The following is an 18,388-nucleotide window of genomic DNA, read 5'->3' as shown; positions in this document are numbered from 1 at the left end:
GACAGGGGAGCTATATTATATAGCTCCCCTGCCTTGTAAATGGGGGAGTAGTGTGGATGTAAACATTAAGGATATCGCAAGGCTGTCAGGTGTCGGAATCTCGACCGTGTCCAGAGTCATCAACAATAAAGGCCTGGTGAGTGATGCAACCCGGGAGAAGGTTCTGCGAGTCGTCAAGGAATACAATTATATTCCCAATTCCAACGCGCGCAATCTGAAAACCACGCAATCCAAAAATATTGCACTCATGGTTAAAGGGATCACGAACCCGTTCTTCTCCATTATGATCAAAGAAATTGAGCGTCAGGTGAATCTTCGCGGCTATCCGTTTCTTATCCACCAGGTGGAGGACGGAACCGATGAGATTAACGCGGCGATTCAATTGGTGAAGGAGAAGAACCTTAGCGGAATTATTTTCATGGGCGGTACTTATAATCATTCCGAAGAGAAATTCAAGCAGCTCACCGTACCGTTCGTACTCACGACGATCACTACCTCACAGGAGGTGGACCCGTCGATCTTCTCCAGTGTAACGATTGACGAATCCAAGGAAGCCTATAAGGCAACCTCTTATCTTATTTCTCTCGGACATACAAGCATCGGCTTCCTCGCCAAATCTCCTCTGCTGGAGGATACGACAGGCAGCCGGCGGCTTCTAGGATACAAGAAGGCCCTTGAGGAGCATAATCTGCCTTACAACGCAGGGCTGGTAGAGGATTGTGAATACAGTCCCAGCTCGGGCTTCAACGCTGCGCGCAGACTCCTTAACCGCGACCGGAGCGTAACCGCGATCTTCTCGGCAGCCGACACCATCGCCATCGGTGCAGCCAAGGCGGTGCTGACCGCAGGCCTCTCGATCCCGGACGATATCTCTATTATCGGCTTCGACGGAATTGAGATGGCGGAATATTATCATCCGGCGCTGGACACGATCAGCCAGCCGGGCACGGAAATGGCGCTGTCCAGTGTAGGTGTGCTGTTCGATCTGATCGCGAACCGGACTTCCCATCAGCATATTGTCTATGATGCGGTCTTGCTGAAGCGGGGCTCCTGCAAAATGATCAAGGGCCGTTAACCCTGTAACCGCAGGGCGCTGACTATACAACATGAATTGGAGCTGGTAACAAGGATGCAGGATACACTGAGAATAGGCACGCTGGTCCCTGGCGGCGAAGCCGTCCGGACCATTCCGCAGATTGTGCAGCATGGCTTTGAGTCATTTCAGCTGAACTTCTGGCAGACGATAGGGGAGACGGATCTGGCAGCGACTGCGGCACGGGTCGGCGAGCTTGCGGCCGAGCATGGCTTCGTGATCTCCTCCGTCGGCATTTATGGCAATCCGCTCGGCGGCAGCGAAGAGAGCGGGGCGACCCTGGCAGGCTGGGAGCAGCTGATTGAGCATGCCCATCTGTTCGGCACCGATATTATCAGCGGCTTCACCGGGCGGCTGCCCGGCTCGTCCATCGACGAATCGCTTCCGCGGTTCGCTGAGGTGTTCGGGGAATTGTCGAAGCGGGCGGCGGACAAGGGTCTGCGGATCGCTTTTGAGAATTGTGCGATGGGCGGGAGCTGGCAGAAGGGTGACTGGAATATCGCCCATAATCCTACAGCCTGGGAGCGGATGTTCAACGCCGTTACGGCAGATAATCTCGGGCTGGAATGGGAGCCTGCCCACCAGATGACTGCGCTGATTGATCCGATTCCGCAGCTGCGCAAATGGGTAGACAAGATTTTTCATGTGCATGGCAAGGATGCCACCATCGCCTGGGATGTCGTCAGGGAATACGGGATTCATGGTCCGAAGTCTTATGTCTGGGACCGGACGCCGGGCTTCGGGGATACGAACTGGACGGATGTTATCACGATTCTCCGGCAGGGCGGCTATCAGGGCACAATTGATATCGAAGGCTGGCATGATCCGGTCTATCGGGATGAGCTGGAGATGACCGGCCAGGTCCATGCACTGAATTATCTGAAGCGGTGCCGGGGCGGCAGCCCCGTGCCGAATCCTGTGCTGTAACGCAAATAAGACTCATGAATAAGACCTCAGCCTCCGCACTTGCGGAAGCTGAGGTCTTTGGGTTACACGAAACGCTTGATGGTCCAATACGGTACGGTTAAATTCCCCTTCTTCGTTTCGATCTGCAGCGCGTCTGCATGGTGGTCGATTCTGCATACGCCGGTGTAAGTTTCCCCGCTGATTAAGTGAACGCGCTGCGACAGGTTGGAGAGAAGTGCGTGCTGGATATCCTGTTTAATCATATGGTTCACTTCCCCCTCGGATGCGCTAAGCTCGTAATAATGATGTTACTTATTATTAAACCTCATTAGGAGATTTTAACAGCCGAATAAGTTACAGTTTTGTACCTTTTCTTATATAACTTCGTCTGGAAAAGGGGATGCTTGTGAGTGTATGGTTAAACTTGCACAGAGGGTATATATATTCAGGAGGTGTCACCGATGAACTTGAAGAGCAGATTACAGCAGACTGTTACGGCGTTACTTACCGTTATTCTCATCACCCTGCCCGGCTGGGGGGCGGGTTCTTCTGCGGAGGCAGCGCCGGCCTGCGGCAGCGGCGACCATGGCCTTCTGCAGGAGCTGCAGAAGGCGCATAGCGGTACTGGCTCTACGCCGCTCAGCATCGCGGATGTGGATTTCCTGAGCGCGGATACAGGACGGGCCGCCGGGAACGGCTTCCTGATCGGAACCTCGGACGGGGGCTGCCATTTCCAGCAGATCTATACCGGGCAGTGGAGCTTCCGGCAGATCGAGTTCCCGGATAATGTGCATGGCTGGGCGCTGGCAACCGTTAATGGCGGCCAGGCCGTCTATCTGCTCCGGACGGCCGACGGCGGCTCTACCTGGACCCGGCTGATGAACAAGCCGGTCACCTTCGAGCGGGTGGAATTCCTGGATGGAAGCATAGGCTTCGGTTATAGCCGTGCCTCCACCTATTACACCCGGGATGGCGGCGAGAGCTGGAGCCTGGTGCAGACGCCGGCCAATACACGGGGCGCGCAGTTCACCAGCCGGAATAACGGCTGGGCTGCAGTTGTTGTGCCGGGCAGCGGCTACCGGGTGATGCATACGGCTGACGGCGGGAAGAGCTGGAGCCGGGTGCTGAGCGTGTCCGCTCCTGAGGCCAGTTACGGCCAGCTCTATGCCGGGGGTAATCAGGTATACGCGTTGCTGTACGGCGGGGCTGGCATGTCGCAGACTTCTTATTCGCTGTATGGCAGCAGTAACGCTGGAGCGGATTGGACCCGAATTATTGCCCAGGAGACCGCAGGCGGCGGTCCGGCTCCCGGAAGCGGCACGGCCAAGGTGAAGAAAGGGCCGGCTGCGGGAACGCCCGGCAATCTGGTGCTGGCCGGAGACGCAGCGGTTCTGGTTGGTTATCAGCCTGCCGCAGAGGAGGTAGGCGTGGGATTGACCAGGGACAACGGGAAGACCTGGAAGAATCAGCCTGCGGTCCCCGGCTTCGAGGGCAGGATCTCGTTCACCGATCCGAATCACGGCTGGATGACGGTGAAGGGGTTGAACAGCTCTACCTTGTATTCCACCAAGGATGCAGGCGTCACCTGGACGCCGAAGTTTACTCTAGAGACTGCGGCGCGGTAAGCAGTAAACGGTATAAGAAGAAGAAGACGGGTCTTGACCCCTGTGAGGGGGACAGACCCGTCTTTTTGCTGTAATCGGAAAACCGACTACATTCGGCGCAGTATGGGCGCGTTGACCCAATGTAATCGGAAAACCGACTACATTACGCCGGCTGGGGCTGTGCGAACCAAATGTAATCGAAAAACCGACTACATTACGCCGGCTGGGGCTGTGCGGACCAAATGTAATCGGAAAACCGACTACATTACGCCGGCTGGTGCTGCACGTGCCCAATGTAATCGGAAAACCGACTACATTACGTCAGCTGGTGCTGCACGTGCCCAATGTAATCGGAAAACCGACTACATTACGCCGGCTGGTGCTGCACGTGCCCAATGTAATCGAAAAACCGACTACATTACGTCAGCTGGGGCTGTGCGGACCAAATGTAATCGAAAAACCGACTACATTACGTCAGTTGGGGCTGTGCGAACCAAATGTAATCGAAAAACCGACTACATTACGTCAGCTGGTGCTGCGCGGACCAAATGTAATCGGAAAACCGACTACAATACGACAGTTGGGGCTGGAAAACCGACTACAATGTGCAGGTGTGAGGGAAGATGTGTGCGATAAACCGAACTGGTTGGAGGAGGCACTGAAGGACCTAAGGGTGCGCGCGAAAATAATACTTTACCGAACGTTCTCAAATGTGCTAAGATGACAAATATCAAAGATGGCAAATATTAAGGAAGTATTTTTTTTGACATTACTAGAACGAACGGTCTCAAAAACGCGCAGAGTACGTTTCGCTAGGACAGGAAAGGCCATTACAAGCAGAAGAGTGCTAACGATGGATTACATGTGGAGGAGTGTTAACGATGGGAAAGCTTGACGGGAAGGTTGCCCTGATTACAGGGGGAAACAGCGGCATCGGGCTTACAGCGGCAAAATTGTTCGTGGCAGAAGGAGCGAAAGTGGTCATTACCGGCCGTAATCCGGTATCGCTGCAGGCGGCGCTGGCGGAGCTGGGCGCGGAGCAGGCCCGTGCGGTCCAGGGGGATGTGGCCGATCCAAGCAGCGCTGTACAGGCTGTGAATACAGCCATTGAAGCATTCGGCAGGCTGGATGTGGTGTACGCGAATGCGGGCATCGCCGCTTCAACTCCGCTTGGCGGGACAGAGCAGGCCGCCTTCGAGGAAGTGCTTAGAGTCAATGTGACCGGTGTTTTCTTCACCGTCCAGGCGGCTCTCCCGCATCTGAAGGCAGGAGCCTCGGTCATTCTGACCGGCTCGGTGCTGGCTAAGACCGGGAGACCCGGCAACGCGGCCTATGCTGCAAGTAAAGGGGCGGTCAGCAGCATGACGAAGGTGCTGGCGTCCGAGCTGTCGCCGCTGGGTATCCGGGTGAACAATATTGCACCCGGAGTAACCCGGACACCAATCTGGGGACAGGCGGCGATGGAGCACTGGAAGCAGGCAGAGGCAGCCATGTCGCAGTCCATTCCGCTGGGCCGGGCAGGGGAACCGGAGGAAGTAGCCAGAGTGGCGCTGTTCCTGGCCTCTGACGATTCGTCTTATATCCAGGGGGCCGATATCGCTGTAGATGGCGGCGCTGGCAGCTCGCCGCTGGGTGCACCGGTGTACCGGAAGAACGCGTAAGAGGTCCAACGTAAGAATCCTGCAATAAAATAGCCTGCGCGCGAAGCACCCTGGCGGGTGCTTTTTGCGTAGGCTAAGGCATGGCGGTTGAGAGAATAAGGCTGAGATGTATTGTATTGTACGGAATGGTGATTCCGGCTATTCCCCGGTCTTCACAATCCAGACCTCCGGCAGGTTGCGGTACTGCTCGGCGTAATCCAGACCGTAGCCGACGACGAATTCGTCTGGAATATCGATCCCGCTGTAATCAATCGGAACATCGACCAGACGGCGGGACGGCTTGCTGAGGATGGTGCAGATCCGCACGCTGGCTGCTTCGCGCAGGGCGAACAGCTCCTTGAGATGCTGCAGCGTCTGTCCGGTGTCGATCAGATCCTCGACGAGCAGTACATGCTTGCCGCGGATATCCAGGTCGATATCCTTCTTGATCGTGATGACGCCGGAGGAGGTGGAGCTGGCACCGTAGCTGGACACGGACATATAGTCCACTCCCACCGGAAAAGTAATCTCACGCATCAGGTCGGACATGAACACCGCCCCGCCCTTCAGGATGCCGACCAGCACCAGCTCCTTGCCTGCATAATCGCGCGAGATTTCCGCGCCCAGCTCCTTGACGCGCTGCTGAAGCTGTTCCTTGCTTACCAGAATCGTAGTAATTTCTGTCATGGTTGACGCTCCTTATGGTTTAGGATGAGATCAGGAGGATGATCTGTCCTTTTCCTTAAGCATAACATCATGAGCGCCGCCTTCAAAGATCGTCGTCGAGGAGACCAGGGTAATCTTCGCCTTCTGCTGCAATTCCGGGATGGTGAGCGCGCCGCAGTTGCACATGGTGGATTTGATTTTGCTGATGCTGATATCCAGATTGTCCTTCAGCCGGCCGGCATAAGGAATGAAGGAATCCACTCCCTCCTCGAACTCCAGCTTGCTCTTCTTGTCATCATTGCCGAAGTCATACCGCTGCCAGTTGCGGGCCCGGCTGGAGCCTTCGCCCCAGTATTCCTTCACAAAGTTTCCGCCAACCAGCAGCTTACGGCCCGGACTCTCATCGAATCTGGCGAAGTAGCGCCCGAGCATCACGAAGTCCGCCCCCATCGCCAGCGCCAGCACAATGTGGTAATCATGGACAATTCCGCCGTCCGAGCAGATCGGGATGTACATGCCCGTCTGCTCATAATATTCCTGGCGGGCCGCTGCCACTTCGATCACGGAGGAAGCCTGCCCCCTGCCGATGCCCTTCTGCTCCCGGGTGATGCAGATCGAGCCGCCGCCGATGCCGACCTTAATGAAGTCAGCTCCAGCCTCGGCGAGATACAGGAAGCCCTCCTTGTCTACGACATTGCCTGCGCCCACCTTCACCTTCTCCCCGTAAGTCTCCTTAATATAGCGGAGGGTCTCCGCCTGCCATTCCGAATACCCGTCGGAGGAGTCGATGCAGAGAATATCTGCACCAGCTTCGACCAGAGCCGGTACGCGTTCCTTGTAATCCCGGGAGTTGATGCCCGCGCCGACAATCAGCTGCTTGTTATCGTCATGCAGCTCCAGCGGATACTCCTGATGGCTGTCATAATCCTTGCGGAAGACCAGATGGACCAGATGGCCGCTGGCACTCACAATCGGCAGACAGTTCAGCTTATGGTCCCAGATCAGATCGTTGGCTTCGGTCAGGGAAGTCCCTTCAGGGGCGTAGATGAGCGAGGATAAAGGGGTCATGAACGCGGTAATCGGGCAGTCCGGCGGCAGCCGGTTCTCGCGGTAATCGCGGCTGGTGACGATACCCATCAGCTTACCTGTCGGCTCTCCGTTATCCGTGATGGCGATGGTGGAGTGGCCGGTGCTTGCTTTTAGCGTCAAGACATCCTGAAGGGTATCCTCGGGCCGCAGATTGGAATCGCTGAGGACGAATCCGGCCTTGAACTTCTTGACCCGGCGGACCATCTCAGCCTGCTGCCCTATGGATTGGGAGCCGTAGATGAAGGAGATGCCGCCGCTTTTGGCCAGGGCAATCGCCATGTTGTGGTCGGACACCGCCTGCATTACCGCAGAGGTCACCGGGACGTTCATGGTCAGCGCAGGTGCTTCCCCTTGGCGGAACTTGGTAACCGGGGTGCTCAGGTCCACATTGCCCGGAATGCAATCCCTGGTCGTCAGTCCGGGCACCAGCAGGAACTCGCTGAAGGTTCTCGAAGGCTGCTCATAATAATAGGCCATTGCTTGTCACTCCCCCCTCATACATTAGATAGCACCCGGACAGGTACGCCGATGTCTGCTTCAAGCTGCCGGTAATGCCCGCCTTTGGCCAGAATGGCCTGCACCCCGACAAGTTCGATGCCCATAACGGACAGTTGCTCCGCAATGCAGCGGATCGTCGCCCCGGAGCTGATCACATCATCCAGCAGCAGCACCCGGTCCCCGGCGGAGAAGCCGTCAAAATAAATATAATTCTCATTATAAGCCGTCTCCCGTCTCACACTGATCTCGTAATTCTCATACAGCTCAGTGCTGAGGCGCAGAATATTCATCGGCTTCATCAGCTTATAGGCCGTCAGCATACCCCACGTATGCCCGCCGGGCTCTGGAGAGACAATGTAGTCGAAATCCGGGAATTGACCGGTGACAGCTTCAGCCAGATTATCGGTGATCTCATGAATCAGCTCAGGGGCAATATACGTTCCGCGTTCGCCGAAGGGATAGAGCTTGAAGTCATAGGCGGTATCTTTATTTTTGTAGATTCTCACGTTTCTGGCCTGGCTGATTGATTCCGTTAAGCGCGCATAGGATGCACTCATTGCCCTCACTCCTTCTATTATATATGGATGTAAAAAGCCCCAGGACCAGGAGGCGCAGCCCGAGCGAGCATGAAGCATTAGCAGGCGGACAAGCCCTGTTAGGCTCTTATTCCGTCACTGAATACTCCAGCACTTGGCTGGCCTCTCGTAGCCTGGGGCAATTTACGGTTGCCTGTAGAGACGCCCATTCCACATTAACGGGCTTATACAAGAGAGTAAATTATGCTTATTGTCATAAAATATGACTTAAACACTGCGTTAGTTACTTGTTTTTGTGATAATCTGATTTTGAGTGTTATAAAATATAACTTAAAATTGTTTTTATTATGCTAACACCGCAGCTGTTCTCTGTCAATATACATTACCATGTTATTAATTATAACTTTGAAATGGCGGGCTGATCTTGCTGATGATAAGCAAATCCGGCGGGCGAAGTTTGGAGATTCGGTTACAGATGACTAAAAATTCGGGGAACACTGTATTTTAAGCAGATAGGCAAATTGCGTGGCTTAGTTATAGAAATTTTGCTTGTTCTTGTTTATAATCATTATTATCTGCAATTCATAAATAGTTCAAAGGTTTTGTAAAAAGCCGTATTTTGATGTGATATACTTAACACAGTGTTTTGAGATCCTGTGAAATTCGTAGTTATCTCTGCTGATTAGCAGTAACAGTGCCTACACCAATGAATAGAGATTAGGATGGTGAACAAGCGATGCATATTGTCGTCGTTGGCCTGAATTACCGTACGGCTCCCGTAGAGGTGAGGGAACAGTTCGCTTTTGCCGAGAAGGATCTGCCGGCTGCGCTTCATCAGCTGCTGCAGACGAAGAGCGTTCTGGAAGGGGTCGTTGTCGCCACCTGTAACCGGACGGAAATTTATGTGGTCGTGGACCGCCTTCATATGTGCGGTTATTTCATCCGCAGCTACATGGAGCAGTGGTTCGGTGTAAAAAGTGATGTGTTTGCACAGCATATGTATATATATGAAGACGAGCAGGCGATTGCCCACCTGATGCGTGTGACCTGCGGTCTGGATTCCATGGTGATTGGCGAGACGCAGATTCTGGGACAGGTGCGCAGCGCCTTCCTGACCGCACAGGCCGAAGGGGTTACCGGCACCTGGTTCAACCGGCTGTTCAAGCAGGCGGTGACACTCGGCAAGCGTGCGCATAGTGAGACTTCCATCGGTGAGAGTGCGGTCTCGGTCAGCTACGCGGCGGTAGAGCTGGGCAAGCGGATCTTCGGCATGTTCACCGGCAAAAGAGTGCTCATTCTCGGCGCCGGCAAAATGAGCGAGCTGACGGTCAAGCATCTGTACAGCAGCGGAGCGGCGGAAGTCATTGTCGCCAACCGCACATGGGCCCGTGCTGCCGAGCTGGCCGAGAAATTCTCGGGCCGGCCGAGCACGATTGAGGACGCGCTGAAGAAGCTCGATGAGGTGGATATTGTGATCAGCTCCACAGGTGCTGACGGCTATGTGCTGACGGCTGCCCAGGTGGCTGAAGGAATGAAGCGCCGCCCTTCGCGTCCCCTGTTCATGATAGATATTGCCGTGCCCCGTGATATTGACCCGGCTGCGGCCAGTGTGCCGGATGTGTTCCTCTACGATATCGATGATCTGGAAGGCATTGTGGAGAGCAATCTGGAGATGCGCCGCAGCGAAGCCGCCAAGATTGAAGTGATGATTGCCGCAGAGATGGAGGAGTTCCAGCTCTGGCTGAAGACGCTCGGCGTCAGACCGGTCATCCGGGCCCTGCAGGACAAGTCCAACGGCATCTATGAAGAGACGATGGACAGTCTGTTTAACAAGCTGCCTGAGCTGGATGAGCATCAGCGCAAGGTGATCCGGCGGCTGACCAAGAGCATCGTGAACCAGATGATGCATGACCCGATCAATGTGATTAAAGAAATGTCCGGCGGTAAGCAGGGGAATGAAGCTTTGGATTACTTCACCAAAATTTTTGCCCTGCAGGAGCAGCTGGATTCAAGTTCATCCGGCGGCAGCCCTGAGCCTGCTGCCCGGGTAGCGGATGAACGGGCCACTGGCGCTGAGCTGCGGGTACCGGGAGCCATGCTCGCCCCGGCGGGTCTGCTGGGCGGGTGAGCGATATGCTACTGCTGAACGGAATATATGATGCCGCTCTGCTGCTATATGCCCTGAGCCTGCTGTTTGTTTTCTCGGATTGCCTGAAGCGCAATCCGGGCGGTAAGCGGCTAGGTACAGGGCTTCTTGCTGTTGTGGGCCTGCTGCAGCTTGCGGGCCTTGGCATCCGCTTCTCCCAGGAGGGCGGTCTGCCGATCTTCACGCCGTATGACTTCCTCTTCTGGTTCTCGTTCAGCATGGTGGTTACTTCATTCGCGGTCACCTTCACCCGCGGCGGTGAATTCACCGTCCTGCTGCTGAGCATGGCCGGCTTCAGCGTGTTCCTGCTGAACCGGGTCTGGCTGACGGCCGAGGACCATACGCTGCAGAGCTGGAGCGCGGTGCATGGCTGGCTGGCGATGCATGTGATGCTGGCCAATCTGAGCTTTGCCGCACTGACACTGGGGACGGTTTTTGCGATAATGTATTTATTCCTGCACTCCCGCCTGAAGAATAAGAAGTGGGATGACCGCATCCGCCGGCTGCCCAGCCTGGAGACGATGGACAAATATTCATTCACCGCCATCCTGGCCGGAGTTCCGCTGCTGCTGGCATCGCTAGTGCTGGCCGGCCTGTCGATTATCGCGGAAGGAAGGACACCGCTGTTTCAGGATACGAAGGTGCTGACCACGCTCATGGGCCTCGGCGTCTATATCGTCTACCTCATCCTGAAGGCCACCGGCCGCAGGAGCGGTTCCGTCATGGCCCGCTGGGCGATCGCCGGGTACGGATTCATTATCCTTAATTTCCTGCTGAATTCATGGTCCGAGTTCCATGGATGGGGCGGGGAGTGAAGTGGAAGATGGATGTTGCAGGTTGGGCCCATGATGCTATGTGAGAATAATGAGGTCACTGTAAGGAGAATAGCTGTGCTGAACTGGAGTGAGCGGGATGGAGAGTAGCTAGTCAGTGGATGAACGTTGGATGAGGACGAGTTGAGTGCTGGTTAGAGCTGGAGTGAGTGGGATGACAAAGTATCTGCCGATTATGCTGGATGTGGAAGGCCGGCGCGTGGTGGTGGTTGGCGGCGGGGCGGTGGCTGCACGGAAGACGGCTCCGCTGCTGGAAGCGGGCGCGGAGCTGGTGGTAATCAGCCCCTCGCTCAGCGGGACGCTGGCAGCGATGGCTGACGGGGGGCGGCTGGAATGGATCAGCCGCCCGTATGCTCCCGGAGACCTCCAGGGAGCGGTCCTGGTCTATGCCGCGAGTGACGACCGAGCGGTGAATGAGGCGGTTGCAGGGGAGGCCCGGAGGCTGGGGCTCCTCTGCAATGTGGCCAGCCACGCGGAGGCTGGCAGCTTCATTACGCCCGGCGTGCTGCGCCGCGGGCGGTTGACGGTTGCGGTCTCGACCTCCGGGGCGGGACCGGCGGCAGCTGCGGAGATTACGCAGCAGCTTGCGGGGCTGCTCGGCGAGGAATACGAGCCGTATCTGGAGTTCCTGCACGAGCTGCGGACGGAGATCAAGCGGCTCGTGCCTGACGCGAAGACGCGTGCGCGGCTGCTGCGGCGGCTGGCGAAGCTGCCGGTGCTGCAGGAGATGCGGCAGGGCAGCTTCAGCTCCTGGACGCGGCAGGAGATCGAAGCTTGGGTGGCGCAGAGCCGGGAGGAGTAGGTGGCGGGGAAATGGGTGGGAGCGGGCGAGTGAGGGGCAAAAAGGCCCCTGATTTCAGCGCAAGCTCCCTAGGTGAGCAAATCAGGTGTAGAAATACACCTGATTCCGCCCAAAGCGGCCGAAACGAGCGAATCAAGTGTAAAAATACACTTGATTCGGCCCAAGGCGGCCGAGACGAGCAAATCAGGTGTAAAAATACACTTGATTCGGCCCAAGGCGGCCGAGACGAGCAAATCAGGTGTAAAAATACACTTGATTCGGCCCAAAGCGGCCGAGACGAGCAAATCAAGTGTAAAAATACACTTGATTCCGCCCAAAGCGGCCGAGACGAGCAAATCAAGTGTAAAAATACACTTGATTCCGCCCAAAGCGGCTGACGTGGGAGATTCTGCCCGCAGCCGCCTGCCCGTGCCCCAAGCGGCACAGGTGTAAGAGACTGACTTGAACAGGGGGAATGGGTTCATGCGGAAGATTATCGTAGGCAGCCGGCAAAGTGCGCTGGCGCTGACGCAGACGGGGCAGGTTATTACTGACCTGGAGCGGCTGTGCGCGGAGCATGGGTTTGCGTTTACTTTTGAGGTGCATAAGATTGTGACCAAGGGTGACCGTATTCTCGATGTCACTCTGTCCAAGGTGGGCGGCAAAGGCTTGTTCGTCAAGGAGATTGAGCAGGCGATGCTGGATAAGGTCATTGATATGGCGGTACATAGCATGAAGGATATGCCTTCCGAATTGCCGGAGGGCTTAATTAACGGAGCTGTGCCCCTGCGGAAAGATCCGCGCGATGTGCTGATCTCCAGCAGCGGTGCGGGTCTGGATGAGCTGCCGCAAGGCGCACGTGTAGGCACGAGCAGCCTGCGGCGCTCCAGCCAGCTGGCGGCGCTCCGGCCGGATCTGCTGATCGAGCCGGTACGCGGCAATATCGACTCCCGGCTGAAGAAGCTGGAGAGCGGCGAATATGATGCGATCCTGCTGGCCGCAGCCGGGCTGTCACGCATGGGCTGGCAGGACCGGGTCACAGCCTACCTGCCGCCGGAGGTCTGTCTGCCCGCTGTCGGACAGGGAGCACTTGGCATCGAATGCCGCGAGGATGATGAGGAGCTGCGCAGCCTGCTCTCGCTGTATAATGATGAATATACAGCGCTTACCGTGGCAGCCGAGCGGACGTTCCTCGGCGCCCTGAACGGGGGCTGCCAGGTACCGATCGGCGCCTACGCCGTCCTTGAGACGGAAGGCGAAGCCGGGCAACCGCAGATCACACTGACCGGAATGGTGGGGACGCCGGACGGATCGGTTATTCTGAAGGAGACCTGCACCGGTGAAGATCCGGTGGAGCTTGGCGAAGAGGTGGCCCGCAAGCTGATTGGACGGGGTGCGGAGAAGATTTTGGCGGATGTCAGGGAACAATAGCGGTTGCAGGCTTGACTGGGGAGTAACGTTGGTTGATTAGTATGTGTACAGGGATAAGGGGATGACGGAGATGGCGGGGAAGGTATATCTGGTAGGTGCAGGCCCGGGGGATGCGAAGCTGATTACAGTGAAAGGGCTGGAGTGTATCCGCAAGGCGGATGTGCTGGTCTACGACCGGCTGGCCAGTCCAAGGCTGCTGAAGTGGATGAAGCCCGGCGGGGAGAAAATATACGTAGGCAAGCTCTCTGACCGCCATACGATGAAGCAGGAGGATATCAACCAGCTGCTGGTCGATCTCGCGCTGGAGGGCAAGACGGTGGTGCGGCTGAAGGGCGGAGACCCGGTGATTTTTGGCCGCGTGGGGGAAGAAGCGGAGCTGCTGCGCCGGCATGGCATCTATTACGAGATCGTCCCGGGGATTACCTCGGCCATCAGCGTCCCGGCCTATGCCGGGATTCCGGTGACCCACCGGGAGGCTTCGTCATCTCTGTCGATTATTACCGGCCATGAGAGCCCGGATAAGCTGGATCATTCCATTCAATGGGACAAAGTAACGAATGCTACGGGCACGCTGGTATTCCTGATGGGTGTCGCCAAAATCGGCTACATCAGCGCCCAGCTCATGAAGCACGGCCGCCCGCCGGAGACCCCGGTGGCATTGGTGCGCTGGGGAACCCGCGCCGACCAGGAGACATTGACCGGCACGCTTGCTGACATTGAAGCGAAGGTGCTGGCAGCGGATTTCCAGCCGCCGGCGGTCATCGTGGTCGGCGATGTCGTACTCCAGCGCGAGCATCTGATGTGGGCGGAGGCGATGCCGCTGTTCGGCAAGCGGATTGTTGTGACCCGCGCGCGGGCGCAGGCAAGTGAGCTGGTGGACCGGATCGAGGAGCTGGGCGGCGAGCCGTACGAGTTCCCGGTCATTGAGACGGTCATGCAGCGCGATGCGGATAAGCAGGCGGAGATATTCGCAGCGCTTGGCGGGCTTGCTTCCTATGACTGGGTGTTCTTCACCAGTCCGAACGGCGTCGACTTCTTCATGCGGCATCTGACGCAGCTGAAGGCTGATATCCGCGCCCTTCACGGGGCACGTCTCTGCGCTGTGGGGCCGGGCACTGCGGCGGCGCTCGCTGAACGCGGGCTGATCGCTGAGGAGCTGCCCGGACGCTTCCAGGCCGAAGGGCTGATTGAAACCTTTGGTCCCGAGCTTAAGCCAGGGCAGAAGGTGCTGCTGCCGCGCGGCGATCTGGCCCGCGACTGGCTGCCTGCGAAGCTGAGGGAGCTGGGGCTCGGCGTGACCGAGATCGATACGTATGAGACGGTTGTTACGGGCGAGGATGATATAGAACTGGTCAAGCTGCTGGAAGAGAAGCGGATTCATGCGGTGACCTTCACCAGTTCATCCACAGTACGCAACTTCCTCGGCATCCTGAACCGGATGGGACTGGAGGATCCGCTGGCGCTGCTGAAGGACGTGAAGATTGCCTGCATCGGGCCCGTCACGGAGCAGACGGCTGTGGAAGCCGGGCTTACCCCTGGCCTGCTCCCGGCTGAGGCTACTATTGAAGGGCTGGTGCAGGAGCTCTGCAGATGGAATGAAACGACGAGACTTCACGATATAAATTGAAAGTAAAAAATACAGACAGGGAAAAGTGACGGAGGGGAATTTTGGAGCTGTAGGAGCGAAAGCGTCCGCCTTTGTCACCGGATTTCAACCGTGAACAGCGGTACAATTGAAGAAATCTGGGGACAACAGCGGCCGGAAGCCCAAAACTTCACTGGAGTCACGGCGTTCCCATACTGAAAAAAACGTACTGAACAGGAGGTTAACAGCAATGAGCTTTCCAATAACCAGACACCGCCGTTTGCGCGGGTCGGCCGGCATTCGCGGCATGGTGCGCGAGACCGTATTAAATGTGCTGGATTTCATCCAGCCGATATTTGTAACCTATGGAACCGGTGTGAAGAATGAGATCAGCTCCATGCCCGGCGTGTTTCATTTCTCGCTGGATACCTTGAAGGCCGAGGTGGATGAGATTGCATCTCTGGGCATTCCGGCGGTATTGCTGTTCGGCATTCCTGAGACGAAGGATGCGGTCGGCTCCTCGGGCTTCGCTGACGACGGGATTGTGCAGGAGGCCACGCGCCTGATCAAAAAGTGGCATCCCGACCTGCTGGTCGTAGCCGATACCTGTCTGTGTGAATTCACCGACCACGGCCACTGCGGCATGGTGCATACCCATACCGTTAATGGGGTGGTCCACGGCGATGTAATCAACGATGCCTCACTCGAATTGCTTACCCGCACGGCGGTCTCGCAGGCCCGGGCGGGTGCAGACATTATTGCCCCGTCGAACATGATGGACGGCTTCGTGCAGGCGATCCGCGCCGGTCTTGACGAGAACGGCTTCGAGCAGGTGCCGATTATGTCCTATTCAGTGAAGTACGCCTCCGCCTTCTACGGCCCGTTCCGGGAAGCGGCGGATTCCGCCCCGCAGTTCGGCAACCGCAAAACCTACCAGATGGACCCGGCCAACCTCCGGGAAGCGATCCGTGAAGCGGATTCCGATGTGCTGGAAGGCGCGGATATGCTGATGGTGAAGCCTGCACTGGCCTACCTCGATGTCATCCGTACCATCCGCGACCAGTTCGATCTGCCGCTCGTGGCGTACAACGTCAGCGGTGAATATTCGATGGTCAAGGCGGCGGCGCAGCAGGGCTGGATCGATGAGCAGGCAGTCGTGCTGGAGATGCTGACCGGCATGAAGCGCGCCGGAGCTGATGTGATTATTACTTATTTCGCCAAGGACGCAGCCCGCTGGCTGCGCGGCTAGGAGCAGGAGGGGACAAGTATGGGCGATACGCCACTTAGACGCCGGGAAGAGGCTTCCCGGACCGCTTTTGAAGAAGCCAAGCAGTATATTCCCGGAGGAGTGAACAGTCCGGTCCGGGCGTTCAAATCCGTAGGGTTAACCCCGGTGTATGTGGAGCGCGGCGAGGGCTCGCGGATCTACGATATTGACGGCAACAGCTTCATTGATTATGTATGTTCGTGGGGACCGCTAATTATGGGACATGCCCATCCTGAGGTGGTGAAGGCGCTGCAGGAGACTGCGGTGAAGGGGACGAGCTTCGGCGCGCCTACCCTGATGGAGACGGAAATGGCCAAAGCCGTGGTTGAGCGCGTAGCCTCAGTCGATATTGTGCGGATGGTCAACTCGGGAACAGAAGCGACGATGAGTGCAATCCGCCTGGCCCGCGGCTTCACCGGACGCAGCAAAATCCTTAAGTTCGAAGGCTCCTACCACGGCCACGCCGACAGTCTGCTGATCAAAGCCGGTTCCGGGGTAGCTACTCTGGGGCTGCCGGACAGCCCGGGCGTGCCGGAGGGTGTTGCGGTCAACACGATCACAGTGCCTTACAATGACCTGGAAGGGGTCAAAATCGCATTTGAGCGTTACGGCAACGAGATCGCCGCTGTGATCGTAGAGCCTATCGCCGGGAATATGGGCGTGGTAACGCCGCTGCCGGGCTTCCTGGAGGGGCTGCGCAAGGTGACTACGGGGTACGGGGCGCTGCTGATTTTTGATGAGGTGATGACCGGCTTCCGGGTGGACCGGGGCTGCGCACAGGGCTTGTTCGGGATGGACCCGGATCTGACCTGCTTCGGCAAGGTAATCGGCGGCGGTCTGCCTGTAGGTGCTTATGGCGGCAAAAAAGAGATCATGGCCCAAATTGCCCCGTCCGGCCCGATCTATCAGGCAGGCACACTCAGCGGCAATCCGCTGGCGATGGCGGCGGGCTACAGCACGCTGTCCCTGCTGACTCCTGAGGTGTATGCCCGGCTGGAATCGCTTGGCGCGAGACTGGAAGCCGGCCTTATGCGCAATGCGCAGGAGACGGGCGTTCCGCTGACGATTAACCGTGTCGGCTCGATGGTGTGCCCGTTCTTCACCGCTGAGCCGGTGATTAACTTCGAGACGGCTAAGACCAGTAATCTGGACCATTTCAACCGCTATTTCGGTAAAATGCTGGATCAGGGCATCAGCGTTCCGCCTTCCCAGTTCGAGGGGATGTTCGTCTCCGCTGTGCACAGCGAGCAGGATATCGATGATACGATTGAGGCCCATTACCAGGCCCTGAAATCGCTATGACGGCCGGACCGGAGGAGCTGTCCGGCCAGGGCAGCGGCCCCTTCGCCGGAGGCGGCAAATGGACCCGGCGCGGGGAATGGCTGGAGGCCATGCCGGGCCGGGTCATTACGGGGGCGGCCGATAAGCAGGCCGCCCTCGACGCCTGGCTGCTGGGCACCGCCGGGATGCCGGCGAAGCTGCATGCCCGGCTGCGCCGCGAGGACGGCATCCAGTGGCGGGGCGACCGGCTGCGGCTGGCCCTGTTCCCGCACAGGGAAGCGGGCATCGGGGCGGTGTGGCAGGAGGCTGGTGCCGAGGTGCTGTACGAGGACGACTTCTGTCTGGTGGTCCATAAGCCGGCAGGTCTGGCGGTTCACCCGGATGGCAGCGGCAGCGGGGTGACACTGGATCATCTTGTCGCTGCGCACTATGAAGCTTCCGGCGGAGGGATAGCGGTCCGTCATATTCACCGGCTGGACAAGGACACTACCGGGCCTGTGCTGTATGCGAAGAACGAATATGCCCAGCTCGTGCTGGATGAAGAGATGCGCGGCAAAGGCGTATCCCGCATCTATGCCGCTATTGTGGCAGGTGCCGTTCCGCCGGAGCTGACAGTGATTGATGCCCCGATCGGGCGGGACCGCCATCATGCGGCGCGCAGGCGGGTATCCCCGGGGGGCCAGGAGGCTGTGACACGAATCATAGAGCGCGAAGCGCTGCCCGGCGGAACGGTAGTGAGGCTGGAGCTGGAGACGGGGCGGACGCATCAGATTCGTGTCCATCTCAGCCATGCGGGCCACCCGCTGCTGGGCGATCAGCTCTACGGCGGCCCCGGCTGGCGTACCGCCGGCGTTCCTGACAGCGTACCGGAGCGCCAGGCGCTGCACGGAGAGAAGCTGGTGTTCGCCCATCCCTGGACCCGGAGCCCGGTCGAGGTAGCCGACCCCTGGCCGGAGGATATGCTTCTCCTGCGAGAACGGATCGGCAGCGGAGACCAGTTATACAGGTTATAAGTTAGATGATGAGCCAAGC

The 18,388-nt window shown here is 57.6% G+C and carries 17 protein-coding genes and 1 riboswitch; of the genes, 13 read left to right on the top strand and 4 right to left on the bottom strand.

Translation table 11 applies throughout. The features are described 5' to 3' along the window. The first annotated feature begins 52 nt into the window (after positions 1-52). Positions 53-1,075, top strand: coding sequence for a LacI family DNA-binding transcriptional regulator (locus K1558_RS13540; RefSeq protein ID WP_238652118.1), 1,023 nt, complete (start codon positions 53-55; stop codon positions 1,073-1,075). Positions 1,076-1,129: 54 nt separating this feature from the next. After that, the gene (locus K1558_RS13535) at positions 1,130-2,020 is read left to right on the top strand and encodes a sugar phosphate isomerase/epimerase family protein (RefSeq protein ID WP_238652117.1); all 891 of its coding nucleotides are present in this window, start codon (positions 1,130-1,132) and stop codon (positions 2,018-2,020) included. Between the two features lie 62 nt (positions 2,021-2,082). On the opposite strand, the gene K1558_RS13530 is transcribed toward K1558_RS13535, so the two are convergent. Then, entirely contained in the window at positions 2,083-2,262 is a 180-nt protein-coding gene (locus K1558_RS13530) for a hypothetical protein (RefSeq protein WP_238652116.1), read from the bottom strand. A gap of 198 nt (positions 2,263-2,460) precedes the next feature. Here K1558_RS13530 and K1558_RS13525 point away from each other — a divergent pair, with 198 nt between their 5' ends. Together K1558_RS13525 and K1558_RS13520 are read left to right on the top strand one after the other, a co-directional pair. Then, the gene (locus tag K1558_RS13525) at positions 2,461-3,624 is read left to right on the top strand and encodes a WD40/YVTN/BNR-like repeat-containing protein (RefSeq protein ID WP_238652115.1); all 1,164 of its coding nucleotides are present in this window, start codon (positions 2,461-2,463) and stop codon (positions 3,622-3,624) included. An 860-nt stretch (positions 3,625-4,484) separates the two neighbouring features. Beyond that, positions 4,485-5,264 (top strand): SDR family NAD(P)-dependent oxidoreductase, encoded by a 780-nt coding sequence (locus K1558_RS13520; protein ID WP_238652114.1) that lies wholly within the window; start codon positions 4,485-4,487, stop codon positions 5,262-5,264. A gap of 138 nt (positions 5,265-5,402) precedes the next feature. On the opposite strand, the gene hpt is transcribed toward K1558_RS13520, so the two are convergent. From hpt to K1558_RS13505, 3 genes are read right to left on the bottom strand one after another with little or no spacing between them, the layout of a single operon-like run. Beyond that, a complete protein-coding gene (gene hpt / locus K1558_RS13515; RefSeq protein WP_238652113.1) occupies positions 5,403-5,930 on the bottom strand; it encodes a hypoxanthine phosphoribosyltransferase in 528 nt (175 codons plus the stop codon). Between the two features lie 30 nt (positions 5,931-5,960). Further along, positions 5,961-7,475: an IMP dehydrogenase gene (locus tag K1558_RS13510; RefSeq protein WP_238652112.1), complete on the bottom strand. Its 1,515-nt coding sequence runs from the start codon at positions 7,473-7,475 to the stop codon at positions 5,961-5,963. A gap of 17 nt (positions 7,476-7,492) precedes the next feature. Continuing rightward, positions 7,493-8,053: a phosphoribosyltransferase gene (locus K1558_RS13505; protein ID WP_238652111.1), complete on the bottom strand. Its 561-nt coding sequence runs from the start codon at positions 8,051-8,053 to the stop codon at positions 7,493-7,495. 128 nt (positions 8,054-8,181) lie between these two features. After that, a riboswitch (purine riboswitch) is annotated at positions 8,182-8,284 on the bottom strand. A gap of 484 nt (positions 8,285-8,768) precedes the next feature. Between K1558_RS13505 and hemA the strand changes: the two genes are divergently transcribed. The 9 genes from hemA (at position 8,769) to K1558_RS13460 (ending at position 18,369) form a co-directional block, all read left to right on the top strand. Next, positions 8,769-10,160, top strand: coding sequence for a glutamyl-tRNA reductase (gene hemA / locus K1558_RS13500; protein WP_238652110.1), 1,392 nt, complete (start codon positions 8,769-8,771; stop codon positions 10,158-10,160). 5 nt (positions 10,161-10,165) lie between these two features. Then, the gene (gene ccsA, locus K1558_RS13495) at positions 10,166-10,993 is read left to right on the top strand and encodes a cytochrome c biogenesis protein CcsA (RefSeq protein ID WP_238652109.1); all 828 of its coding nucleotides are present in this window, start codon (positions 10,166-10,168) and stop codon (positions 10,991-10,993) included. Between the two features lie 172 nt (positions 10,994-11,165). Beyond that, complete coding sequence (locus K1558_RS13490; protein ID WP_238652108.1) at positions 11,166-11,813, top strand: precorrin-2 dehydrogenase/sirohydrochlorin ferrochelatase family protein; 648 nt, start codon at positions 11,166-11,168, stop codon at positions 11,811-11,813. 72 nt (positions 11,814-11,885) lie between these two features. Continuing rightward, positions 11,886-12,245, top strand: a complete 360-nt coding sequence (locus K1558_RS13485) for a hypothetical protein (RefSeq protein ID WP_238652107.1) — start codon at positions 11,886-11,888, stop codon at positions 12,243-12,245. Positions 12,246-12,275: 30 nt separating this feature from the next. Further along, positions 12,276-13,223, top strand: coding sequence for a hydroxymethylbilane synthase (hemC, locus tag K1558_RS13480; RefSeq protein WP_238652106.1), 948 nt, complete (start codon positions 12,276-12,278; stop codon positions 13,221-13,223). A 70-nt stretch (positions 13,224-13,293) separates the two neighbouring features. Next, complete coding sequence (gene cobA, locus K1558_RS13475; RefSeq protein ID WP_238652105.1) at positions 13,294-14,850, top strand: uroporphyrinogen-III C-methyltransferase; 1,557 nt, start codon at positions 13,294-13,296, stop codon at positions 14,848-14,850. Between the two features lie 208 nt (positions 14,851-15,058). Continuing rightward, complete coding sequence (gene hemB, locus K1558_RS13470; protein ID WP_238652104.1) at positions 15,059-16,057, top strand: porphobilinogen synthase; 999 nt, start codon at positions 15,059-15,061, stop codon at positions 16,055-16,057. An 18-nt stretch (positions 16,058-16,075) separates the two neighbouring features. Then, a complete protein-coding gene (gene hemL, locus K1558_RS13465) occupies positions 16,076-17,377 on the top strand; it encodes a glutamate-1-semialdehyde 2,1-aminomutase (protein ID WP_238652103.1) in 1,302 nt (433 codons plus the stop codon). Then, positions 17,374-18,369: an RluA family pseudouridine synthase gene (locus K1558_RS13460; RefSeq protein WP_238652102.1), complete on the top strand. Its 996-nt coding sequence runs from the start codon at positions 17,374-17,376 to the stop codon at positions 18,367-18,369. The genes hemL and K1558_RS13460 overlap by 4 nt, the downstream gene beginning before the upstream one ends. Positions 18,370-18,388: the final 19 nt, after the last annotated feature.

Origin of the sequence: Paenibacillus piscarius, from assembly GCF_022234545.1 — a bacterium.
Lineage (GTDB): Bacteria > Bacillota > Bacilli > Paenibacillales > Paenibacillaceae > Paenibacillus_AQ > Paenibacillus_AQ piscarius.
Note: the sequence above shows the minus strand (reverse complement) of the source record. Positions and strands in the feature narration are given on the sequence as shown.